General features: G+C 38.3%; 24 protein-coding genes and 1 tRNA gene. 9 read left to right on the top strand and 16 right to left on the bottom strand.

Annotated features, from left to right (window positions below; genetic code table 11):
* Position 1 precedes the first annotated feature (1 nt).
* From PQG52_RS05100 to PQG52_RS05085, 4 genes are read right to left on the bottom strand one after another with little or no spacing between them, the layout of a single operon-like run.
* Entirely contained in the window at positions 2-598 is a 597-nt protein-coding gene (locus tag PQG52_RS05100) for a PqiC family protein (protein WP_271828282.1), read from the bottom strand.
* Complete coding sequence (locus PQG52_RS05095; protein WP_271828281.1) at positions 595-1,545, bottom strand: MlaD family protein; 951 nt, start codon at positions 1,543-1,545, stop codon at positions 595-597. The genes PQG52_RS05100 and PQG52_RS05095 overlap by 4 nt, the downstream gene beginning before the upstream one ends.
* A gap of 14 nt (positions 1,546-1,559) precedes the next feature.
* Positions 1,560-2,336, bottom strand: coding sequence for an ABC transporter ATP-binding protein (locus PQG52_RS05090; RefSeq protein WP_271828279.1), 777 nt, complete (start codon positions 2,334-2,336; stop codon positions 1,560-1,562).
* 2 nt (positions 2,337-2,338) lie between these two features.
* Positions 2,339-3,490: an MlaE family ABC transporter permease gene (locus tag PQG52_RS05085; protein ID WP_271828277.1), complete on the bottom strand. Its 1,152-nt coding sequence runs from the start codon at positions 3,488-3,490 to the stop codon at positions 2,339-2,341.
* Positions 3,491-3,711: 221 nt separating this feature from the next.
* Between PQG52_RS05085 and truB the strand changes: the two genes are divergently transcribed.
* From truB to PQG52_RS05065, 4 genes are all read left to right on the top strand, one after another.
* Complete coding sequence (gene truB / locus PQG52_RS05080; RefSeq protein WP_271828276.1) at positions 3,712-4,632, top strand: tRNA pseudouridine(55) synthase TruB; 921 nt, start codon at positions 3,712-3,714, stop codon at positions 4,630-4,632.
* A 23-nt stretch (positions 4,633-4,655) separates the two neighbouring features.
* Complete coding sequence (rpsO, locus tag PQG52_RS05075) at positions 4,656-4,925, top strand: 30S ribosomal protein S15 (RefSeq protein WP_034339510.1); 270 nt, start codon at positions 4,656-4,658, stop codon at positions 4,923-4,925.
* Between the two features lie 245 nt (positions 4,926-5,170).
* Complete coding sequence (pnp, locus tag PQG52_RS05070) at positions 5,171-7,339, top strand: polyribonucleotide nucleotidyltransferase (protein WP_271828275.1); 2,169 nt, start codon at positions 5,171-5,173, stop codon at positions 7,337-7,339.
* 127 nt (positions 7,340-7,466) lie between these two features.
* Positions 7,467-8,885 carry an NAD(P)H-dependent flavin oxidoreductase gene (locus PQG52_RS05065; RefSeq protein ID WP_271828274.1) on the top strand — a complete coding sequence of 473 codons (1,419 nt, stop codon included), beginning with the start codon at positions 7,467-7,469 and terminating at the stop codon, positions 8,883-8,885.
* 368 nt (positions 8,886-9,253) lie between these two features.
* Here PQG52_RS05065 and PQG52_RS05060 read toward each other — a convergent pair whose 3' ends face one another.
* Together PQG52_RS05060 and purD are read right to left on the bottom strand one after the other, a co-directional pair.
* Complete coding sequence (locus tag PQG52_RS05060) at positions 9,254-9,499, bottom strand: hypothetical protein (protein WP_271828273.1); 246 nt, start codon at positions 9,497-9,499, stop codon at positions 9,254-9,256.
* A 156-nt stretch (positions 9,500-9,655) separates the two neighbouring features.
* A complete protein-coding gene (gene purD / locus PQG52_RS05055) occupies positions 9,656-10,930 on the bottom strand; it encodes a phosphoribosylamine--glycine ligase (RefSeq protein ID WP_271828272.1) in 1,275 nt (424 codons plus the stop codon).
* 62 nt (positions 10,931-10,992) lie between these two features.
* Between purD and xseA the strand changes: the two genes are divergently transcribed.
* From xseA to PQG52_RS05035, 4 genes are all read left to right on the top strand, one after another.
* On the top strand, positions 10,993-12,438 hold the full coding sequence (xseA, locus tag PQG52_RS05050) for an exodeoxyribonuclease VII large subunit (protein WP_408869541.1): 1,446 nt from the start codon (positions 10,993-10,995) through the stop codon (positions 12,436-12,438).
* 9 nt (positions 12,439-12,447) lie between these two features.
* On the top strand, positions 12,448-12,909 hold the full coding sequence (locus PQG52_RS05045) for a YcgN family cysteine cluster protein (protein WP_271828270.1): 462 nt from the start codon (positions 12,448-12,450) through the stop codon (positions 12,907-12,909).
* A gap of 145 nt (positions 12,910-13,054) precedes the next feature.
* Positions 13,055-13,140: transfer RNA gene (locus PQG52_RS05040), tRNA-Leu, on the top strand.
* A 132-nt stretch (positions 13,141-13,272) separates the two neighbouring features.
* On the top strand, positions 13,273-14,586 hold the full coding sequence (locus PQG52_RS05035; RefSeq protein ID WP_271828269.1) for a GTP pyrophosphokinase: 1,314 nt from the start codon (positions 13,273-13,275) through the stop codon (positions 14,584-14,586).
* Between the two features lie 209 nt (positions 14,587-14,795).
* On the opposite strand, the gene PQG52_RS05030 is transcribed toward PQG52_RS05035, so the two are convergent.
* From PQG52_RS05030 to PQG52_RS05005, 6 genes are all read right to left on the bottom strand, one after another.
* Positions 14,796-15,371 carry a TerD family protein gene (locus tag PQG52_RS05030; protein ID WP_271828267.1) on the bottom strand — a complete coding sequence of 192 codons (576 nt, stop codon included), beginning with the start codon at positions 15,369-15,371 and terminating at the stop codon, positions 14,796-14,798.
* Between the two features lie 78 nt (positions 15,372-15,449).
* The gene (locus PQG52_RS05025) at positions 15,450-16,025 is read right to left on the bottom strand and encodes a TerD family protein (protein ID WP_271828266.1); all 576 of its coding nucleotides are present in this window, start codon (positions 16,023-16,025) and stop codon (positions 15,450-15,452) included.
* A gap of 31 nt (positions 16,026-16,056) precedes the next feature.
* Positions 16,057-17,094 carry a DUF475 domain-containing protein gene (locus tag PQG52_RS05020; protein WP_271828265.1) on the bottom strand — a complete coding sequence of 346 codons (1,038 nt, stop codon included), beginning with the start codon at positions 17,092-17,094 and terminating at the stop codon, positions 16,057-16,059.
* A gap of 36 nt (positions 17,095-17,130) precedes the next feature.
* A complete protein-coding gene (locus PQG52_RS05015; protein WP_271828264.1) occupies positions 17,131-18,297 on the bottom strand; it encodes a TerD family protein in 1,167 nt (388 codons plus the stop codon).
* Between the two features lie 15 nt (positions 18,298-18,312).
* Positions 18,313-18,756 (bottom strand): tellurite resistance TerB family protein, encoded by a 444-nt coding sequence (locus tag PQG52_RS05010; RefSeq protein ID WP_271828263.1) that lies wholly within the window; start codon positions 18,754-18,756, stop codon positions 18,313-18,315.
* Positions 18,757-18,832: 76 nt separating this feature from the next.
* A complete protein-coding gene (locus PQG52_RS05005; protein WP_271828262.1) occupies positions 18,833-19,351 on the bottom strand; it encodes a TerD family protein in 519 nt (172 codons plus the stop codon).
* Between the two features lie 156 nt (positions 19,352-19,507).
* Between PQG52_RS05005 and PQG52_RS05000 the strand changes: the two genes are divergently transcribed.
* A complete protein-coding gene (locus tag PQG52_RS05000) occupies positions 19,508-19,723 on the top strand; it encodes a hypothetical protein (protein ID WP_271828261.1) in 216 nt (71 codons plus the stop codon).
* Between the two features lie 14 nt (positions 19,724-19,737).
* On the opposite strand, the gene PQG52_RS04995 is transcribed toward PQG52_RS05000, so the two are convergent.
* The 4 genes from PQG52_RS04995 to PQG52_RS04980 form a co-directional block, all read right to left on the bottom strand.
* Positions 19,738-21,246 (bottom strand): efflux transporter outer membrane subunit, encoded by a 1,509-nt coding sequence (locus tag PQG52_RS04995; protein ID WP_271828260.1) that lies wholly within the window; start codon positions 21,244-21,246, stop codon positions 19,738-19,740.
* 11 nt (positions 21,247-21,257) lie between these two features.
* Positions 21,258-22,169, bottom strand: a complete 912-nt coding sequence (locus PQG52_RS04990) for an efflux RND transporter periplasmic adaptor subunit (RefSeq protein WP_271789618.1) — start codon at positions 22,167-22,169, stop codon at positions 21,258-21,260.
* 36 nt (positions 22,170-22,205) lie between these two features.
* Positions 22,206-22,400, bottom strand: coding sequence for a DUF1656 domain-containing protein (locus PQG52_RS04985; RefSeq protein WP_271789617.1), 195 nt, complete (start codon positions 22,398-22,400; stop codon positions 22,206-22,208).
* 353 nt (positions 22,401-22,753) lie between these two features.
* Positions 22,754-23,590: an extracellular solute-binding protein gene (locus PQG52_RS04980; protein ID WP_271828259.1), complete on the bottom strand. Its 837-nt coding sequence runs from the start codon at positions 23,588-23,590 to the stop codon at positions 22,754-22,756.
* Positions 23,591-23,741 lie beyond the last annotated feature (151 nt).

The raw sequence follows: 23,741 nt of genomic DNA, 5'->3' as shown, positions 1-23,741 counted from the left end.
ATTAACGTAGCTGTTGAATAGTTGTATTAATATTATTTGTCAGCTGCGTTAACGCATTTTGTTCTAATTTCACAATATCATTATCGGTTTGTATTGATCCCTGAACAACGAAGCTCGATCTTTGTTTTTGTACAGGGGCTTTGTCGTTTTGTGGAATGATTGACCATGAGGCCTCAAGGTTCAAAGTTCCAGTTTTATTTGCTTCTGCTTGTAGGTCAAATCGTCTGATATTAATCCTTACTTGATAGGCAGGTGGACTGACCGGCGCTTCGTCTGTAATCCATAAATTAGGATTTTTGTCTGTTAGAAGATTTGTGATTAATCCTGTAGCACCCACAGACAAAATACTGCTTAGTCGACCATTGACACTATGAGTTAACGCTGTGCCATTGCGTGTCGTAATATCAGTTGTATTAAGATAATCAGGGACAGTGACTCGCGCAATATAGATGATAGAGGTATTTGTAGGGGTAAATGTTTGCGCTGATTTTGGTGCGGGGTTGCCTTCCGTTAATGTATAATATTGTAGAGAAGGCGCAGCGCATCCCGCAAAGAAAGCGAGAGCACTGAGGGAACAATAGGTAATTATCTTATTCATTGGCGACGTCCTGTCAGTAAGATTTTAGGATTACGTTCGATTTGAGTTGAAAAACCTCGTAAAGACGTAGCAGCATCGGCAAGATTTTGTAAAATAATTTCAAGGTTGTTTCGTGTTGTTGAACGTACAGAAGTCATGGATTTAAGATTTTGTAAGACATCGGATGCTGCATTGAGGGTTTTATTGGTAGAGGTTAGAACCTGATGGATTTCAGCACCTTTGGTTTTAATTTGCTGGTCTCCGTCAATTAGCAATTTATTTAAGTTTGTAAATAAATTATCCAACTTGTGATCAACATTTGAAATAAGTTTATTGCTGCTTTCAGACGTCTTTGTAACATTTCTTAATAAAGTTGGGACTTGTTCATTTAATGTGTCAGCAAGTTGTCCAACCTTAAGAATAGTCTCATTCAAATCTTTGGACAGTTTTTCTAATTGCAAATTCATTAATTCTGATTTGATTTGTTGAATAGTCGATGGGTGGGATGGAATTTCAATTAATCCATTAATGAACTGAGGATGAAAAGTAGGTTTATCATTTGGATAAAAATCCAAAAATATATTTGAAGATCCTGTTACGAAACTTTCGGTACTAATTTCGGCACGTAACCCGTTTGCGATCATAGTATCCATAAAATCTTTATAATTTTTATAATGTGCATCAAGACGAATTTTTTTTGGGTCGATACTCACGACAACAGGGATATAAGCTTTGTGATCTTTTGGATCAAATTGTAACGTAATAGAATTAACCGTTCCGACTTGAACCCCTCTAAAATTAACTGGCGCACCAATTGATAAACCGGTTACAGAACCGGGAAATACAACAATTGCCTGTCTTTTAGAGGAAAATAGGTTGAAATTTCCAAAAAGGATAATAGCCGCCAATGCAAGGATGATCCCTCCTAGAACAAATGCTCCAATAGATGTTTGTTTAGTGATTGTCATAATGGATAGTCTTTCTATTTCGGATTTTGAACGGTTTGGCGATGCATGAAGTCATTGACTAATGCGCAAGGTGGATTATCTCGTAACGCTCTGGGAGAGCCATGAGCAATCGGTCTTTTTGTTTCTGCATCAAGGAATATGCCATCGTCTGCAATGGTGAATAGACTAGGTAATTCATGACTGACAATAATGATTGTCGTCCCCAATCCATCGCGCAGATTTAAAATCAAATCATCCAACCGTTTTGAAGTAATAGGGTCTAGTCCAGCAGAAGGCTCGTCAAAAAACAATATTTCTGGATCCAACGCCAGAGCTCTGGCTAAACCACACCGTTTTTTCATCCCTCCACTAAGCTCGGAAGGATATAAATTAATGGCGTGGCTCATTCCTACAAGACCCAGTTTCATTTCGACCAAGCGTTGTATCATAGACGCAGAGAGATTTGTAAATAGTTGTAATGGCAGAGCGATATTTTCACCGACGGTCATTGAGCTCCATAAAGCAGCACTTTGGAATAGAACCCCAAAATTACGGGCAATTTCAACACGATGATTTTTGTTTGCTTTCCAGTAATTTTCGCCTTTGACTAAAAAATCACCGTTTTTAGGCGGTAACAGACCGATCATGGATTTTAAGAGTGTACTTTTACCACACCCGCTACCACCCATTAGTGCGAATATGCTGCCCTTTTTTACGGTGAAATTAATATCTTGTTGAATAATGCGTTCACCATAGCCAACGGTTAAATTTTCAATGGATAATAAGGTATTTTGAGGAGATGTCACATTCATGATTATATACCAATAATGTCGGCCAGAACTGCAAAAACAGCATCCAAAGCAATTACCCCAACAATACCCGCCACAACGGCTTTCGTTGCAGCAACACCGACATCTGCGGCACTGCGTCCAGATTTCATTCCGATGTAACAGCTGCTGACCCCGATGAACATTGCAAAAGCGACGGTTTTCGTTCCTCCAAAGATAAATTGATTAAAAGGAACGGCTCCAAATGTTTGGTATAAAAAGCCAATGACAGAGACTTTTAACATTAAAATAGAAACGATTAACCCGCCGAAAATGCTCATCAAACATGCATATAAATACATGATTGGCATTGTGATGACTAACGATAACATAGAAGGCAAAATCAAATATTCTGTCACGGGAATACCGAATACCTTTAACGCATCGATTTCTTCATTCCCTTGCATGGTTGCAATACGAGCAGCATAAGCACCACCTGTGCGGCCCGAAATGACAATAGCTGTCATCACGGCGGCCAGTTCTCTGACTGTGGCAATCCCTACAAGGTTTGCTACATATGCATCGGCTGAAAATTTACGCAATTGGACAGCACCCACAAAGGCGAGAATGGAACCCATGAGGAAGTTAACGACGCTGATAATAATCAAAGCAGAAGGACCAGCAGCTCTAATATCTCTAAGCAAATCGTTAAGGCGCATATAAGAGCGCCCCATTAAGAATTTAAAAACACCCTTTAAAGCGAAAATAAAAAGTTGAAACGTTACCCCTAGACTATTTAAAGAGTTAATTGTCCATTCCCCAAGATCGTATAAAGGGCGGAACTGATATTTAGGCGGTAAAGTTGGTTCAGGTTTTTTATCATTGAGAAGACCAACCAACTGTTGTGCAGCAACAGGCAAGTCGTCTTTATCAATAGAAATTCCATTAATAGTTGCAAGATTTTTAACATCCCACAAAAAAACTACAAATCCACTATCCCATGATCCCAATCGATCTGTGTTGATGTGAACAGATATGTCTGTGGAGCAGTGCTTAAAAATATCCACTGGTAATTGTGGTATATTATTGTTTTTTGCCAGCCAATCCCCATTTAAAATAAGTATTGGTTTATTATTTTCGAACTTTAACGTCCATTCTGGTGGTTGAGGCGGCAAACTTGATTTTTTATTGACCTTCAAGTGATAACCTTATCAATCTATAATCTCGTTATTAAATCTATGTTTATCATAGAATAAACACAATTTTGAATTACGTTCGTTCTGATTGGCCATTACCATATTATAAAATTCTTGCTTTGTATAGAATATATCGTTTTATTTTAACCCTTAGCGTGGTAATGAATTAAAAGTGAAAATGCTCTTGATAATTGAATCAAGAGATTAGGAGAGTTGTTGTATCTATGCGCAATAGGCGTGGACAAATCGTTGATGGATGGCTTTTGATTGACAAGCCTTTGGAAAAAACATCAGCCTTTATTGTGAATAAAGTAAAATATGCTTTTGATGCGCGCAAAGTTGGGCATAGTGGTACTCTTGATCCTTTGGCAACGGGGCTATTGCCTATTGCTTTTGGTAAGGCAACAAAAACGATTCCTTATATATTAGACAAGAAAAAAGTCTATCATTTCACATTGACTTTTGGAGAGTCTCGGACAACGGATGATGCCGAAGGTGAAGTGCTTGAGCAGTCTGATGTCAGACCTAGCGATGACGAAATCAATCATGCACTCGAAGCATTTCAAGGTGAGATTCTACAAGTTCCACCGATTTTTTCAGCAATTAAAGTCGATGGTAAACGTTCGTACGATTTGGCGCGTCAAGGTGAAGTGCCAGAGTTAAAAAAACGTCCAGCTCGGATTGATTATTTTCGAATGATTGAGCGTCTGGATCGAGATCGTGCGAAATTTGAAGTTGTTTCTGGAAAAGGCGTTTATATGCGTTCTTTAGCCAGGGATTTAGCGGTTGCTTGCAAATCTGTCGGATATATTTCTGAGTTGCGCCGTTTAAAAGTTGGTCCTTTTGATGTAACAGATGCATTTTTACTGGACAAAATTGTCGGAAACGACAACAAAGGAGAGGCTTCTTTGGATCTGATTCTGCCTGTCGAGACTGCGCTGGACGACATCCCGGCTCTAGCCCTAACATCAGATGAAGCCACAGAGCTCAGCTTTGGTCGCGTTCTTGAACGAGATCAAGTTGCAGATCGTGTTTCACAATATTTGGACATTCCTGATGGAGTTGTCCGTGTTGTGGATGGGAAGCGTTTTGTTGGATTATGCCGTTTGGATTCTGAATGGTTACGTCCAATTCGTATATTTTAATTTTTTAGAAAAAGGATAACACGATGTCGATTACAGCAGTACGTCGTACAGAGTTAATGAAAGAATATCAAACCAAAGAGAACGATACAGGTTCTCCAGAGGTTCAAGTCGCTTTATTAACAGAAAGAATTGTTAACTTAACCGAACATATGAAAGAACATGCAAAAGACTTTCATTCACGTCGCGGTTTGTTAAAATTAGTTGGACAACGCCGTCGTTTATTAAGCTATTTGCGTAATAAAGACCAAGGCCGTTATGAAAACCTAATTAAACGTCTAGGCTTACGTCGTTAGTAATTATTAGAGGTTGGCTTTCGAAATGAAACCAACCTCTATTTTTAAAAATTGTAAAAATCAAAGATAGATAAAAAGGAAAAAGTTTAAGATCCCGTTTACAGCGTTTCAGGCCACATGGTGCGATTAACGATAATAGTAAAACAAAGTTCCATGCCGTCCGAGACGCTGTCATTTGCAGTTTTATGGTGTAAGAGTGATTTGAATTTTTTCCTATGGCTTATCTTAAAAATAGGACATAATTAATGTTTAAATATTATCGTAAAGAAATTGAATGGGGCGGTCGTCCTCTTATTCTCGAAACAGGAAAAATTGCTCGCCAAGCTGATGGTGCAGTTGTTATCACTTATGGTGGAACGGTTGTTTTATGTACTGCCGTTGGGGATAAAAAAGTAAAACCCGGTCAAGATTTTTTTCCATTGACCGTGCACTACCAAGAAAAAGCGTTTGCTGTAGGTAAAATTCCTGGTGGGTTCTTCAAACGCGAAGGTCGTGCGTCAGAAGCAGAAACATTAAACTCACGTTTAATTGATCGTCCAATCCGTCCATTGTTTCCAGAAAATTTTACGAATGAAGTGCAAGTTATTGCAACCGTTCTAAGCCATGATCTGGAAAATGATCCAGCTGTTGTTGCATTAATTGGGTGTTCAGCAGCATTAACATTGTCTGGTATTCCATTTCTTGGTCCAATCGCAGGATGTCGCGTAGGTTATAAGGATGGTGAATATATTTTGAATCCAACGCTATCAGAAGTTAAAGATAGTGAGTTGGATCTAGTTGTTGCTGGAACAACCGAGGGCGTTTTGATGGTCGAATCAGAAGCCAAAGAGTTAACCGAAGAAGTTATGTTGGGTGCGGTTAATTTCGGTCACCAAGCAGGGCAAGTGGTTATCGATGCGATTATTGCCTTGGCAGAACACGCAGCGCGCCAACCTTGGAATTTAATTGAGCCTTCAGCTGAAGAGAAAAAATTAAAAACTCGTATTGATAAAGTTGGTCGCAAAATATTAGCCGAAGCATATAAAGAAAAAGAAAAGCAAAAACGTTATGCTGCTCTTGGTGAAGCACGTGCTAAGATCTTAGAAAAAGTCACCGAAGAAGAGTTAGATATAGAAAAAGCACCTTCTTTGATTGATTCTCTTGAAGCTGATATTGTTCGTACGTCTGTCTTAAAAACTGGTGTTCGTATTGACGGTCGTGATTTAACAACCGTTCGTCCAATTATTGGTGAAGTTGGTATTTTACCAGCTACACATGGTTCTGCGCTGTTTACCCGCGGTGAAACACAGGCATTAGTGGTCACAACACTTGGAACTGCACAAGACGAACAAATTGTTGATGCATTAGAGGGCGAACATCGTTCTAACTTTATGTTGCATTATAATTTCCCTCCATATTCTGTTGGCGAATGTGGTCGCTTGGGTGCACCAGGTCGTCGTGAGATTGGTCATGGTAAGTTGGCATGGCGTGCGATTCATCCTTTGTTGCCAAGCAAAGAACAATTCCCATATACGATGCGCGTTGTTTCTGAAATTACAGAAAGTAACGGTTCATCTTCTATGGCGACGGTTTGTGGTACATCTTTGTCTTTGATGGATGCGGGTGTTCCTATGGAACGCCCTGTTGCAGGGATTGCAATGGGCTTGATTAAAGAAGATAAAGGCGTTGCTGTTTTAACTGATATCCTTGGTGATGAAGATCATCTTGGGGATATGGATTTCAAAGTTGCAGGAACAGAGCAAGGGATTACAGCCCTTCAAATGGATATTAAAATTACTTCTATCACGCCTGAAATTATGAAACAGGCTTTGGCTCAGGCCAAAGATGGTCGTATGCATATCCTTGGTGAAATGGCGAAAGCATTGACCGAGAGTCGTTCTGAAATTTCTGAAAATGCACCTCATGTGATTATCATGAATATTCCAAAAGAAAAAATCAGAGATTTGATTGGTGCTGGTGGCAAAACGATACGTGAAATCGTTGAATATGCAGGATGTAAGATCGATATTGATGATGATGGTACGGTAAAAATCGCGGTTACATCTAGTGAGCAAGAACAAAAAGCAAGAGAGCGTATCGAAGCGATTGTTGTTGAACCAGAAGTGGGTCGTATTTATTCCGGTAAAGTGGTAAAAGTCGCTGATTTTGGTGCATTCGTAAACTTTATGGGTGCTCGTGATGGTTTGGTTCATATTTCAGAACTTGCTGAAGGACGTGTTGCACGTACAGGTGACGTTGTAAAAGTCGATGATATAGTCAAAGTCAAGGTTGTTGGTTTTGATGATCGTGGTAAAATCAAGTTATCTATGCGTGAAGTAGATCAGGAAACGGGAGGTGATATCAGTGAAACTCTTCCTCCACGTGCGCCTTCTCCAAGTCGCAGCAGAACTGATCGCCCACAAAGAAGATCATAAAAACTAGTTATTTCGGTGGAAGAAGGAGAAATTTTTTTCTTTTTTCACTGGAAAAAAATAAAAATATGAGTAAAAGACTTTATTTAAGTGTTTGTTTTCGATAATTGTATGTTGAGCTGGAGTAGTAATGAAGGCAGTTAATCCAATCCTTATGGGCGGTAAAGAGGTTTTGCCACTGATTGAAGGAGGCAAAGGCGTTGCAATTTCAACAGGTGTCTCTGCTGGATATTGGTCTGCTGCTGGTGGTGTTGGTACTATTTCAGTTGTAAACGCAGATAGCTATGATGATAAAGGGGATATTATTCCTCAGATTTATCATGCTAAAACCCGTCGTGAACGTCATGAAGAGCTGATTAAATATGCTATTGATGGCGGGATTGCACAGGTTAAAATTGCTCGAGAAATCGCTGGTCCTGAAGCCCGTATTCATGCAAATGTTTTATGGGAAATGGGGGGCAGCGAACAGGTTTTACGTGCTGTCCTTGAACAGGTCCCGGGCATGATTAATGGCGTGACTTGTGGTGCTGGGATGCCGTTCAGATTATCTGAAATTGCATCCAGACATGGCGTATATTACTATCCAATCGTATCATCTGGTCGTGCGTTTAATGCGTTGTGGCGTAGGGCTTATAAAAAACATCCTGAATGGTTGGGTGGCGTTGTTTATGAGGATCCTTGGCGTGCAGGGGGGCATAATGGATTGTCAAACAGTGAAAATCCATTGGTTCCACAAGATCCGTTCCTACGAGTGTTAGAGCTACGCAATGTCATGCGACAATATGGGTTGGATGACGTGCCCATTATTATGGCTGGCAGTGTTTGGTGGTTGTCAGAATGGGAAGATTGGCTTGATAATCCTGATTTAGGGCCAATTGCATTTCAATTTGGAACCCGTCCCTTATTGACGAAAGAAAGTCCTATTCCACAAGCATGGAAAGATCGGTTGAGAACCCTGAAGGAAGGAGATATCTACCTTAATCAGTTTTCTCCAACTGGTTTTTATTCTTCCGCAGTAAAAAACAGCTTTTTGTTAGATTTAAAAGCACGTTCAGAGCGTCAGGTCACGTTTGCAAAAGAACCTGAGGGCGATATGACCGTGCCATATGAATATGGTGCAAGAGGGCGCGTTATTTACGTCACTTCTCAAGATCGCGAACATATTACTGGGTGGGAGCAACAAGGGTTTACTCAAATGATGTTAACCCCTGATAATACTTATGTATTTGTCACACCTGAACAGGCAAAATCGATCTTAAAAGATCAAGCGGATTGTATGGGTTGTTTATCTATGTGCCGTTTTTCTAATTGGTCACAACATGGTCCAGAATATACAACAGGCAATCGCCCTGATCCTCGATCATTTTGTATTCAACGAACATTGCAAGATATCGCACATGCTTCTGGTGAACATGCAAAAGAGATCGTTGATCATAATTTGATGTTCAGCGGTACCCAAGCATGGCGTTTTGGTAATGATCCATTTTACGCCAATGGCTTTACCCCAACGGTCAAAGAGTTAGTTAATCGTATTCTAACAGGATATTAATTTTTTTAAAAACCCTCTGAAATTTCAGAGGGTTTTTTTATATTTAATTGTAGCAATTGATATTGTTTGGATTTTCTCAGTAAGTAGCATATATAAATTTACAATGTAAAATTATAATTTGTTTATAAAGAAAGTCAGTGGAGTGAGCCATCATGACTTAGATGCACGCCATCACTTAAATATACATCTTCACCAGAGTCATCTATTGCTAGATCATTATATAATTCTCTCATTTCCTCTTTAGCACGAGATTCTATATTGAAGTTATCATAGATTTCAAAAAATCTTTTGAGTATTTCATCAGTTTGTATCAATTGATCATTATCTTCAATTGTAAGTGAGCAAATTATTACATATTTTCTGCTGCTCTAATCAGATTTTACAAGAGGTTTTAATTTTAGTTCAAGAGCAAGTTGTAGGGCAGATGCAATTAATTGTTTTTGATTTTGGCATACCGTTATTGAGCCATTATCCTCACCAGCTGTTGCAGTCATCAGCTCGTAGTGAGGCTTTTCTCCTAGCATTCTTAAAAAGACTGTTGTAGATCTTACAATTATGTAACCTTCTTTGCTATCTAGCCCTTCTTTTTCTGATTTTATTATATCAAATGTCATATTGTTTATCACTTTTTGCAATTTATTGAGTAAAACCAAGTGATTATTGTACATTATAATTATAAATCATTACAAATTAATAATTAATTTTTTTAATCTGATTGAAAAAAATGTCTATAAACCATTGTTTAAGCTTATAGACAAAACAAAAAAAGCTTATTTTCTCAACGCACGATTACCGATATCATTACGCCAAATGCCGTCTTTCCATTCGATTTTACGAACAGCTTGATAGGCGATTTCTTGTGCTTTTTCTAAATCATCATGCAATACGGATACGCAAAGCACACGTCCACCAGATGCACAAAGCTCTTGATTTTGGTTCATCGCTGTGCCTGCGTGGAAAACTTTCACATTTGGGAAAGCTTCAGCCGCTTTGATATTCGAAATCACACCACCTGTTGTAGGAGTGCCAGGATAGCCTTTGGCAGCCATGATAATGCAAATACCAGCTTGATCTGAGAATGTGATTTCTGATTGAGATAACTTTCCTTGGCTGAGATTGAACAAAATCTCTAATAAATCAGATTGTAAACGTGGTAAGAGAACTTCTGCTTCAGGGTCTCCAAAACGCGTATTATACTCGATTAATGCAGGACCTTTCGAGGTTAACATTAATCCAGCAAAGATCACGCCACGGAATGGTGTTCCTCTGTTACTCATTTCTTTGAGCATCGGACGAACGGTCAAATCCAAAGCATGCTCTTGAGCTGCTTTGTCGAAGAAAGGAGGTGGGGAAACCGCACCCATTCCTCCTGTATTTGGTCCAGTATCGCCGTCACCTATACGTTTATGGTCTTGTGCAGCACCAATAAGAACAGCGTTCTTGCCGTCACAAAAAGCAAATAAAGAAACTTCTTCACCCGTTAGAAATTCTTCAATAACGACTTTATGTCCAGCCTGCCCAAAAGCTGAACCTGCTAACATATCTTTGATGGTTTGTTCTGCTTCTGTGAAATCAGCAGCAATAATTACGCCTTTCCCCGCAGCCAATCCATCTGCTTTAATCACAATCGGAAAAGATTGTGTTTTTAAATACTCAATTGCAGGGGCGATTTCAGTAAATTCTTGCCATTGAGCGGTTGGAATATTGGCAGCATCACAAACGATTTTGGTAAAGCTTTTGCTGCCTTCCAGTTGCGCGGCTTCTTGTGTTGGACCAGCACATGGAATACCCACAGCATTACAAGCATCGGTCAATCCTTTAACCAAAGGAAGTTCAGGACCAGGGATCACAAGATCAATATGATTTTCTTGTGCAAATTTTACAAGATCAGTGATATTATCAACTTTGATGTCAATATTTTTACCATATTGAGCAGTACCTGGGTTTCCTGGTGCGATAAATAGCTCGGTAAGTTTCGGGGAACGGGCAAGTGCCATAGCGATGGCGTGTTCTCTTCCTCCTGAACCGACCAGTAAAACTCGCATTGTGATTTCCTTCCTTATTTCTATGTCTTTTACTTGCGTAAGGTTTATCATATTTTATGTCTATGAATGACCAACTTTCTGATTTGATGACGGATAATATACCAGAATTTACCGTAGGGGATATCTCTACAGCGATTAAACGGATTTTAGAAGGGAATTTTTCACGTGTAAAAGTGCGTGGGGAAATTACTGAGTTAAAGAAATATCCGTCTGGTCATATTTATTTTTCCTTGAAAGATGAACAAGGGAAACTAACAGCGATTATTTGGCGTTTTATGGCTGCAAAATTAAAGATGCAGCTGGAAAATGGGATTGAGATCGTTGCCACAGGTAAAATCTCTTCTTATGGAGAGCGTTCATCCTATCAGTTGATTGTCGATCATGTTGATTATGCGGGTGAGGGCGCAATGCTTGCCCGAATCGAGAAACTGCGCAAAAAGCTAGAGGAAGAAGGACTTTTCGCACAGGAAAGAAAACGTTCAATTCCTTTATTGCCTCAAACGATTGGGGTGATCACTTCACCCAAAGGCGCAGTGCTACATGATATTAAAACAACAATTGCTCGCCGTTTCCCAAGAGACATCCTGATTTGGCCTGTTGCAGTGCAAGGGGATGGGGCTGTAGAGCAAATTGTTCAAGCGATCGAGGGGTTTAATCAATTCTCCGATGATACGAAACTGCCTCGCCCTGATATTTTGATTGTAGCGAGAGGCGGTGGGTCATTAGAAGATTTAATGGCTTTTAACGATGAGCGTGTGGTTAGAGCTGCAGCCAATTCGCAAATCCCGTTAATTTCGGCTGTTGGGCATGAAACAGATACAACCCTGATTGATTTTGCGTCGGATCGCAGAGCGCCAACACCAACGGCTGCGGCTGAAATGGCAGTGCCATCCAAGGCGGATATGATTGCAGGACTAATGCAATACACGACACGGCTCAGCAAAGCATTGATTCACACCAATCAAGCCTATCGATTACGATTAGATCGCGCCATTTCTAAATTACCAGATATTCCAAGTTTGCTTGCACAAAGTCGTATGAGACTCGATGATCGTTCTTATCGGTTGGATTTGTCTTTGCCTTCTTTGGTCATGAAAAGACGACATCAGCTGGCAGCAATTAAACCTGTCGATCAATATGTGTTTAGATTATTAAGTCGACTGAAATCCACAGTAAACATGCACAAAGTGCAAATGACTTCTTCTTGGCGGCATTATGGGCAACAGCAAAAGGCAGCATTGCCACCATTGCCGTTATCGTTGTTGAAATCAACCTATAGAGAAAAGAAAATACAATTAGAGTCATTGGCTTCTCGTTTAGAATCATTGTCTCCTAAAGCTGTGTTGTCACGTGGTTATGTGTTTGTTAAGGATAAACAGGGTCACACGGTGACTCAAGCCAAAGGACTGCGTGCTGGTGCAGAATTAAATCTTACTTTTTATGATGGTGAACGTATGGTTCGAGTGGTAAAAGAACAAGATAAACGACAAGAAACTTTGGATTTGTAAAGAGGATAGATGGTTAAAGATCAACAAAATAACGACAATTATTGGGAAACACTGACGCTTGAGCAAATGGATGAAGCTCAATGGGAAGCGCTGTGTGATCGTTGTGGTCGGTGCTGTCTAAACAAATTACGTGATGAAGATACCAACGAAATTGCCTATACCAATGTTGCTTGTCGATTATTAGATGCTCAGACAGGGCAATGTTCGGATTATTGTCGCAGGTTAAAACGTGTTCCCGATTGTATTCAATTAACCAAAGAAATGGTGGCGGAAATTGATTGGTTACCACCCACTTGTGCTTATCGTTTAGTATCAGAAGGAAAAAACCTGCCAGAATGGCACTATTTACGCTCTGGCAGTTTTGATACTGTCTATCAAGCAGGGATTTCCGTCAAGGGACGGGTTATCAGCGAGCGTGATGCAGGGGATTTAGAGGATTACATCGTCGATTGGCCTGCCGAGGAATCGTAAAATTTATAAATGATTGTCGTTGGTAATGATTTAAATATTGAAAAATTTAAGTTTTTTAATTTTTACAAAAAAAAATAAGAATTTTGTTATTATTTATTTGACGTTTTCAATCTTCATGCTATTAGTATGTCACAAACATCAAGAGGCGAGCTTGGCGGAATGGTAGACGCTCAAGACTTAAAATCTTGTGTCCAATTGGACGTGTGGGTTCAAGTCCCACAGTTCGCACCATTGATGTTTGTTTTAAAATATTTCCCCTTTAAAAATTGAAAAATACAGTAAACCGATCAGGTCGTTTTTATTTGCTGTTTATTCGTATATATTCCATTATAAAAATAATATGGATAAGAATTGGGGCTGCTGATGGCGCAAGAAAATATGATTCTTGAAACTTTCCTTGAACATTATAAGCGAGAATATAATTTTTATCATGATCTTGCGAAATCAGTGTCGGATCAATGTGAAAAAATGCTTCAGGAACGCGGTATCAGAGCGATTGTTACCTTTCGTGCCAAGAAAGCCAAGAGTTTAAAAGAGAAAATTTCTCAAAGACACAAAACAAAAAAGTATCAAAGTGAACAAGATATTCGTGAAGATATTGTTGATCTTGCAGGTGTTCGGATTGCGTTATATTTTCCAAAAGATCGCGAGTTGATAGATAATTTATTGAAAGATGTTTTTATTGTTATTGAGGAAAGATTATTTCCTAAATCTGAGACTGATAATATACAGGATAAAACAAGAAATATATTTAATGGTTATCATGCCAACCATTACAGAATTATGCTTAATCCAGAAACATTAGAAGATAAGAATAAACACTTTCTTAATCATATTGTAGAAATACAAGTTGCATCAATCTTAATGCATGCTTGGTCAGAAGTGAATCATGACTTAGCCTATAAGCCATCAAGTGGAGCGCTTTCTGACCAAGAATTATCGATATTAGATGGGTTAAATGGGTTGGTTTTAACGGGCGAGGTTTTGTTGAGGCAGTTGCAGTCAGCTTTTCAAAATCGTGTTACTCATCAAGAGCACCCTTTTACTAATCAATATGAATTGGCAACTTTTCTTCAGGGGTCGTTGGGAAATTTATATAACCTTGATGAGAGTGTCGAGCCTTCAATGGAGGGTGTTGACTTTTTATTTATGTTTTTAAATATAATTTCATTGAATACTCCAGAAAAACTCAATGCGTTATTATATAGAAAACTAGATTGGGATATTTTTAGATTTCCTATTTCTGATCAAATATTAGATCTTATATTTGAAAGAAATATCGAAGAGTTTGAAATATATTATGAATATACGATGTATAGAGATGTCGATAATAAAGAAGAAGCTAAAGATGAGTTAAGGAAAATATTAATAAAGAAACTTTTATTACAACGTTATATACGTTGTTTAGCACATTATCGTAATGTTCAAGGTGACGATTTAGCTGATAAAGCTGAGATGTTAGTAGGGTTAGGATATCCACCTTTTCTTTCATTTATTGTGGGTTGGATCATCACAGCGGATGAATATATTCATAGTTATTTTATTCATGGTTTATCTGATTTAATTGATGGCGTAGCAACAGAACTTGATATCTTAGAAAAATTAGATGATGCAGACTCTAAAAAGGCAATGGAATGGGCGCTTTCTGGTCAATTAGAGCTGCCAAAAAAATTATAGCTTGGTCTTACTTAATATAAAAAACAAATATATTACTTACTACGAGATCATTTTTATTTAATTTGCTATATGAAAAGTGACGGATACTTTACTTCGAATGAAGAAATTTGTTGAATATTCTAGAGTATTAAAACAATGAATCACGGCAAAAATAAAAAAAGCCTTATATAAAATATAAGGCTTTCCTGATAAATAATAGCAGCAATATATTAAATATTAACACCAAAATTAGTGGCAACAGCACCCAGACCACCGCTATAGCCTTGACCGATGGCTTTGAATGACCATCCGCCATCTTTGCGATAAACTTCAGCAAAGATCATTGCTGTTTCCGTAGAGGCATCTTCGGAAAGGTCAAAACGAACGATCTCTGTTTTAGATTGTGCATTCACAAGGCGAACAAACGCGTTGGAAACCATACCAAAATTTTGTTTCCGTGCTTCAAAATCATAAATAGTCACAACAATCGCGATCTTTTCAATTTCAGCAGGCACTTTGGAAAGGGTAATTCTGATTTGCTCATCATCCCCATCGCCTTCGCCTGTTAAATTATCGCCTTGGTGTTCTACGGCACCATTAGCAACTTTCAGCTGACCATAAAAACAAAAGTCTGAATCATTGCGAACACGACCATTTTTATCTAATAAAAATGCAGAAGCATCCAGATCAAATGCTTTGCCATCTGTTGTTCTGGTGTCCCATCCTAACCCAACCAATGCGAACTCCAGAGACGCATCAGTTTTTGTTAAGCTGATATTTCCACCTTTTTGTAATGAAATAGCCATCTATATGTCCTTTCGTAAAATATAATAGATTATATTTTAACAATTATGTTTTATTTATGGTTTTATTTCACTAAAAAACTAAACATTAACGCCATAATTACGTGCCAATGGCCCTAAACCGCCATTATACCCTTGACCAACAGCTCTGAATGACCATCCACCGTCTTTGCGATAGATTTCGGCAAAGATCATTGCTGTTTCTGTGGATGCATCTTCTGAAAGGTCAAAACGAACAATTTCAGCACCAGATTTGTCATTTACAAGGCGTACATAAGCATTGGAGATCATGCCAAAATTCTGTTTACGTTCTTGGAATTCATGAATAGTCACGACAATAGCAACTTTTTCAATATCAGCAGGTAATTTTGATAGGGTAATTTTTATTTGTTCATCATCCCCATCGCCTTCGCCAGTAAGATTATCGCCTTGGTGTTCTACAGCACCGTTAGCGATATTTTTTTGATTATAAAAACAAAAATCATCATCACTACGAACACGACCATTAGCCGTTAATAAAAACGCAGAAGCATCTAAATCAAATGCTTTGCCGTCTGAAACTCGTGCATCCCAACCAAGCCCAATCAGAGCCAAGTCAAGTGTCGCATCAGTTTTGGTAAGGCTTAAATTAGCACCTTTTTGTAATGTAATAGCCATAAATAAATCTCCTTAGTGATTGCAAGTCAATTTAATCTTGTGATGCCTGTTCTGGATGTTTTTTATTCCATCGTATTGAGGAATAAAGTGCTAGCAGGATAAAGGCCGCACCAATTAATCCAGTCACGACTTCTGGGACTTCTTTACATACACTCACGAACATTAATCCTGATAAGGCAAGAATTGCCCAAAACGCACCATGCTCAAGGAAGCGATAACTGGAAAGTGTATCCAGTTCAACCAACATCACCGTTAAGGAACGAACAAACATTGCGCCAATTCCTAAGCCTAGTGCAATGACGAATAAGTTGGTGGATAATGCAAACGCACCAATAACGCCGTCAAAGCTGAATGAAGCGTCTAATACTTCAAGATATAGAAAAGCACCTAAGCCAGCTTTGGCAACGGTGGTAGATGCATCTTCTGAATCTAGTAATGTGCCAATGGCTTCAACAGCAATAAAGGTAATAATCCCGAAAATACCCGCAATAATAAAGGTCAATGCTTCTGAGATAGTTAAGAATTTAGAAATTCCAAATAGAGCTAATAGAACAATAACAATCTCAATGGCTTCTAGCTTAGAGAATTTAGCAAGTTGCGTTTCAATGACAGAGATCCAATGTACATCTTTTTCGGCATCAAAAAAGAATTTTAATCCAACTAATGCAAGGAATGAGCCACCAAATCCCATAATTCCAACATGAGCACCTGATAAAATTTGTGCATATTGATCTGGATGTTTAATCGCCAGGTCAAGTGCAGAAATAGGGTCAAGATGAGCAGCAATGCCGACAATTAATAACGGGAAAACCAGTCTCATTCCAAAGACTGCAATTAAAATCCCCCATGTTAAGAAGCGGCGCTGCCACAAGGGATCCATGTCTTTTAAAACGGTTGCATTTACAACAGCATTATCAAAAGACAAGGAGACTTCCAACACACCTAAAATTGCACAAATAAAGACAGTTGATAATGCGCCTGTTACTGTGCCAGTTGCATTAAAACCAAGCGCGGCAGCTAAGCCAAGGCAAATAATTGTAAAGACAAAAGAGCCTTTAAAATATTTCATAAATAATAATCCACTATTAAATATTGATAGAAAATATTAGTCTTTGCGGGCGCCAACCCATTTCAGGAAAATATGAACACTATTGGCGAATTCTTCATGATCTTTAAAGTATTCCACCAATCGGCTCACTTTCATCTGCCCGTTAACGTTATCAATTAATGCGATGCCACACATGGTTCTATTGTTATGCCCCTCGGTCATTCTTACTTCTAAAGGAGGTTGATCGGGAACACTTAGGGTAACGACACCGTTCGTTTCATTCCAGTTGGGAACACCATCATAAATATAGGCAAAAATTGCTATTCTTTCAATTTCGTCGAAGAATTTGCCATTTATCAGCAAGGTTTCGCCAGAATCAATATCGCCCGTTCTATCATCTCCTAAGAGTTTGATATAAGGCTTTTTGTTGAGATCACCAAAACGTTTTCCCAACGCTTGAACAACGCTTTTTTCACCATTTTTCAAGACATATAAACAACCAAGATCTAAGTCAATAGCTTTATTAGAGCTAATCTTGCCAAAGAAACCTTTTCTTGCAGAGGATCCTCGTGACCAATTTAAGTTGACCTTTATCTCTCCGAATGTAGGGGTTGTTTTAGTTAAACTGATTGATTGCTTTTGCTCTAAGGTAATCTTGTTCAGATTCAAACCCGGTGGCGTAGGTGATGAAGAAGGCGAGGGTGGCGATGTAGAGGTTGATGTAGGAGAAGCAATTTCCCCACCAAAATGAGTGATTAACGCTGCAAGCCCACCATCAAAACCTTGTCCAATTGCACCTAGTCGCCAAGTATCATGATATCGATATAATTCAATCATCATGACTGCTTTTTCTGTGGTTAAACCCTCTTTGGCATTATAAATTGCCGCTTGTTGCCCCACAGATACATCCAGTTTTTTTGCCTTACCAATAGCATGAGTATCGTGCGTCGCTGTAAAAATAATGCGTTCTATTGTGGTGGGTAAACGATCAATATCAATTGTAAAGATCGCTTTGCCCGTTTGCAGGTTAAGCGTAATGCTGTTATCGGGACTTTGTTGATTACTAAATAGAATCGTATAACGATCATCTTTAATCTTGCGGTCTTTATCTAAACTAAACGCAGCAATATCTATATCTGTTGGATAATAGTCAATTGTAATAAAAACTGAACCGTTTGGGATCAACTCTCTGACCGGTAATTTTTGACCACGAGATAGTTGCATGATCGTTTCTTCCTTTCACAGGTCGAAGTCAGAAGGGTTCTCGCCTAATTCATTAATAATGGTTCTGACGGCTGTTTTTTCGTTATTATCAAAATTACCATCAGAATTGCCAATCATGATTGCGGCACGAATAATCAGACGGGCAATTTCACTATTTCCACGATGTTTGCTGATGATACGTAATGCCTCTGTTTTTCCAATTTCAAAGTCAAAGTCAAAACGGTCTGCATGTTCAGTAAAGACTTTAATGGCATTATCTGCACCATAAACGCTGATGAGGGGACTGTTCTTAACTAGGCCAATCATCTTGCGTTTTTCTTCTGGGTCAATATGACCGTCTGCAGCAGCAATATAGGCACATGCAGCCATGACTGAATTTAAAATATCTTTATTTTTAAATTTTTTAAATTCTTCTGTTAACCCTGAAAGGCGGTTTTTTAAGTCGTCAAAAAATCCCATTATTATTCTCCTTAACTAATTTTACGATATAACAATAAATATTATTCATTTTTAAAAGATAAATATATAATTTTTTTCATATGTCTTTGCGTTGATGAGGTGCTAAATGAACAGGAATATCATATTGTTGGTATATATCTTCTAAGCCATTTTGATAGGTTTCACCTATTGCACGAAACCGCCATGTTAAATCACGCCGATACATACAAAATGCAACAATGGCTCTGCCATTGGCGTATTCTTTTAAGTCAAATAACGCATTATTAACACGAAAAAAAATATTTCCGACATTTTGGATATTGACCCTCATCATACCTGTTTTTTCCGCATGAATGATCGTGGTTAACGTATGAATAAAAGAAGGGATAGCGACCATATCTACAATTACTCTAAAACGATTAATTGCAAGTTTTGTAATCGATACGCCTGTGATCGCATCTGTTGGCATCCAGTTTTTCGGAACTTTATTGGAAAATTCAAATGGGATAACCATAATTTGTAGAATGCCTTCAGGGATGTTTTCAGGCTTTTCAACTTCTAAGTCAACAACTTGTTTGCGGTTCAATAAATCAAATCGTTGTCCTTTGATTATCATTTATAACCCTTTCAAGAGGTAACTCTCGTTAATAATAGATGGTTTAAACAGGCTATATCGGCACTCGCAGTCGACTAATTTCAAGTAATTCAATGATATTTTATTTATTTTAGAACATTTGGGGTATATTAATAATACAAATTGAGAGAGATTTAAATGGAAGATTACTTTTTATTAAAAAATTTAACTCATGCCGTTATTGCATGGATAGTCGGTATTATTTTAGCCTTTACTAATCTTGTTTATATAGCGATGCATATTTATGTTGCAGGATATTCTCTGGTAATTCCTACGATCCTTGCGGTTATAGGAGTTATCTTAATTGCTTGGTCAAGCTATCGCATTGCAGTGATGGGGCATGAAAATGATTAATCGTTTGTTACGATTTATTGTTTCATTGCTTTGGCCCAGACATTTTGCTGTTCCAAGGTCACAGGAAGTTCGGTTTTGGTAATATCGACCCCTTGCCATCCTGCACCCAAAGCGGTGAATAGATTAACCGCATCTTGAAAACGATCTAAGATAGCAACAGCTTCCGCATTATTTGCTGTGGTTGCTGTTCTTTGTGCGGTTAAAACATCTAAATATCCCGTTAATCCTGCTTTATAGAGTTTTTGAGCGCGTTGTAAAGCTAATTGACTGCTGAGTTTTGATTTATGTAACAGTTCAACATGCTCGGCGTCGTCTCCCCAAGCAGCAATAATATCTTCTATTTCTTTCAACGCATTCAGAATAGTTTGGCGATATTGTAGTCGGGCTGCCTCGGCATCGGCTTCTGCGCCTTTGACTTGTGCGCTTAGACGGCCACCATGTAATCCAGGAATAGACATATTGATAAAGCTGCTGGATACCAAGCTGGCAATATTGGCCATTTGGCTTGTAAAGGAAGTCGTTGGCATTGCGCTGAGATCAATTGTGAATTGAGGATATAGCTCGGCGACGGCAATGCCAATATTTGCGGTTGCCATGGCATATTGGCGTTCTGCCATTCGCACATCAGGTCGATTGGCCAGTGCGATAGAAGGAATAGAAGGGGGGTATATTGGTAAATCAGGTTGTGGTTTTTCTTCTTTTAACAAATTTTCGGTGGTGCCTGGCACTTGACCAATAAGGACGTCGATTGCATGGGTAATTTGTGTAATATTTGTTTTAATTGGCTCTCTTGCCGCGCGTTGCGTTTCCAATTCTGCTTGCGCTTGTGCAGTGCTAAGGGTTGTGCCTGTACCTTCTAAATATTGCTTTTGGGTTAAGTTAAAAACATACTGAGCAATAGCAACGTTTTCGTCAGCAATTCTGAGACGCAGCTGCATATTTCGTAATGTCACATAGTTATTGGCCAATTGCGATAACATGGTCAGCAATACGGAACGTCGTTCTTCAATAGAATATTTAACAGCTTCTTCTTGAGATTGAACCATGCGTCGAATTTGACCAAACGCATCAATTTGCCAACTGAGCGTTGCGCCATAACGACGAATAGCAGCATTATTTGCATTTCCATTCTGTGCAATGGTTTGTGACGTTGTATAAGACGTGGTTTGATATCCATATCCTGCGGAGCCATCTAATTGAGGGTACCAATTAGACGCATTTTTATCTCTTATCGCCTGTGCGGATAGGATACGCTGACCAGCTACTTTGAGGTCATAATTGTTGTTAATAGCTTCTTCAACTAAGTGATTTAACAACGGATCATTAAACTGTTCCCACCAGCGTTTCATATCATTGGTAGCTTGAGCAATTTGCTCGGCAGTGGCAGGTTTTTTCCAAACTTTCTCTGTCCATTGATCTGGTATTTTCATATGATCTCGATGGAAATCAGGACCGACGGTACAGGATGCTAATCCGCATAGCAGAACAATCGGTGTTGTATAACGAAGAAAATGTTTATACATGAAATTGTTCCTTATAGGTGGTTTTGCAGCCATGAAGCTAAGAGACCTCTGCGCCCTTTGGTTTCTGGGCCAATACTGACAGTTGCTGTCATCCCAGCAGATAGATGGATGGTGTCAGGAACGTGGTCAATATGGATTCGAACGGGGATACGTTGGGCTAGTCTGACCCAAGTAAAGATAGGATTGACATTTTGTAACCCAAATGCATCCGCGTCCGCATTGGCATCATTAATACCCCGTGCAATACTCACGACGTGTCCAGGTAATATTTGTTTGTATCCCATTAATTTAATGCGCGCGACATCGCCAACATGAATACCCCACATTTTTGTTTCTTCGAAATATCCATACACCCAAAAGGAGTCAGCATCGATAACGGATAAATAAGATTGCCCCGTGCTGACATAATCCCCAACACGTAAGTTCAGGTTAGTTACATAACCATTAACAGGAGAATATAAAATGGATCGTTGCATATTCAATTTAGCTTCGTCTAGTGCTGCTTTGGCACTATCGACGCTGGCCTGAGCGGTGGCAACTTTGGTGTTATAATCTTCTTTTTCTTCTGTAGATACAATGCCCTCTAATCCCTTTCGGCGCAGGGCATTACGACGCTGTAGTGTCAAATTGGCTTCAGCATTTTCTAAACTTGCTTGGGCTTGTTGAATAGCAATTCTGAACCTTGCAGGATCAATAATAAATAAAGGTTCGCCCTTACGAACATATTGATTGTCTTTGACAGGAATTTGCACCACAGTTCCGGAAACTTCGGGGGCAATTTTAACGACGTAAACGCGAACTCTACCATCGCGCGTCCACGGCGCGATCATATAGGTATCCCATAACGTTACCCCCAGAATAATGGCAACGATAACAACAATGAGTGTTAAACTAATACGAATAATATTGCTAAGAGAGAACATGGTGCAGGGTCAAAACTTATGTGGAAATAAAGGGGGTTATAGGTAAAGAATAAGTAAACATAAAACACAAAAATATAAGGCTACTTCAAACAAAGCAAGGTGCCAAAACATTTTTATTAATCCTGTTCGCCATAAAATAGAACGTATAATCGTCGTAACGATCAAGGCAAGTAATGTATATACAACAAAGGGGGCAATAAAGATGCCAAAAAAATTAAATTCCGCGATCATTTTATTGTAACTAACAGGGTATTGTTATCAGTTTTCAAAGTGTAAATAGACAGAAAAAATAGAGACAATCTATTTATGCTAAATACGAGGAGAAAGTAAAATAAGTGTATATTAAAAGAAAATATACACAATAATTTATATATTATTTTCATCTTTTTCAGTAAAGATAAAAAAAACTTTGTTTTATTATGTATATAAGATCAAAAAGAAGCATCATCGAGTCATTTTAATATATATCTATTTTCGAAATTTTTGGTAACAGATATATGTTCCGTTATTTAAATATACTTAATGCGAATAAGTCTTTGTGTGATTGCAGTCAAGAAGTTTTCAATATTTTGTTCATAATTTGTTTATTGTTTGGTTAAAACTAGCCACTCATCAAAAATGTCATCTAAGGAGACAGTTGGTTGTTGAAAAGAATTGGTTTCTTCTTTGACGATTGTTTCTTGCATTATTTGTTTGGGATCAGCGGATGGAAAAGAAAGAAGAAAGGGATGTTGTAGCAAAGAGTTAATTAATTTGATTCGTTGTGTGGGAATGGTTGCAGGAATACTAAACACAATTGGGTTTTCAATTGTATTTTTATATTGGTATTGGAAATGTGATAATGGATATTGTTTTTGAAATGCACTGATACTGAGGATCGAGCCACTTGTCATTAACACTTGATTTTTATGTAATAAAAAATTGGCTTCATTAGGTGTTGTCCACCAAACAATATAAGGCCGAAGTTGGTTTAGCTTTTTAAAAGCCCGTAAGATTCCAGCGGGTGTAGATAAAACCTCTGTTACTTCATCAAAAGGAACATCGTCAGCAAGTAATGCAATTGATAATGCGCTAAATGCATCTTTTTGTAATCCTCTCTTTCCTGGGTATTGTGTAATATTCCAGAAATCTTTCCAAGTGGGGTTAAAATGAACTTTGTCAGTGTCCCATACCAATGTAATGTGATCTGTAATCGTTTGAAAATTACATTGTTTGTCATTTGATGACAGTAAATCCTCAGGAAACGCAATCAGTAAGCCAAGATTGCATGCTTGTTCAGCTATTTTTTCGTTTAATAATAAAATATCAACGGGGCTTTTATTTTGAGATAGGGCTTTTTGTAGCGTAGAAAGATGGCCATCCCATGTTATTATACGGTATTTTTGTGAATATTTCTTTAAATAAAGTTGATAGCCGTTCAATATACCAATATTTATTTTGTTCTCTTTAGGATGGGCAAAGCAGAAGGACGGAATAAAAATTATTAAAAATAAAAAAAATAAGAAGATAAATTTAGGTGAATACATATAAATTATTAAACATTGCATTAAAGTAACTTATTTTACTATAAAT

Origin of the sequence: Commensalibacter communis (assembly GCF_947179105.1) — a bacterium.
Taxonomy (GTDB): Bacteria; Pseudomonadota; Alphaproteobacteria; order Acetobacterales; family Acetobacteraceae; genus Commensalibacter; species Commensalibacter communis.
Note: the sequence above shows the minus strand (reverse complement) of the source record. Positions and strands in the feature narration are given on the sequence as shown.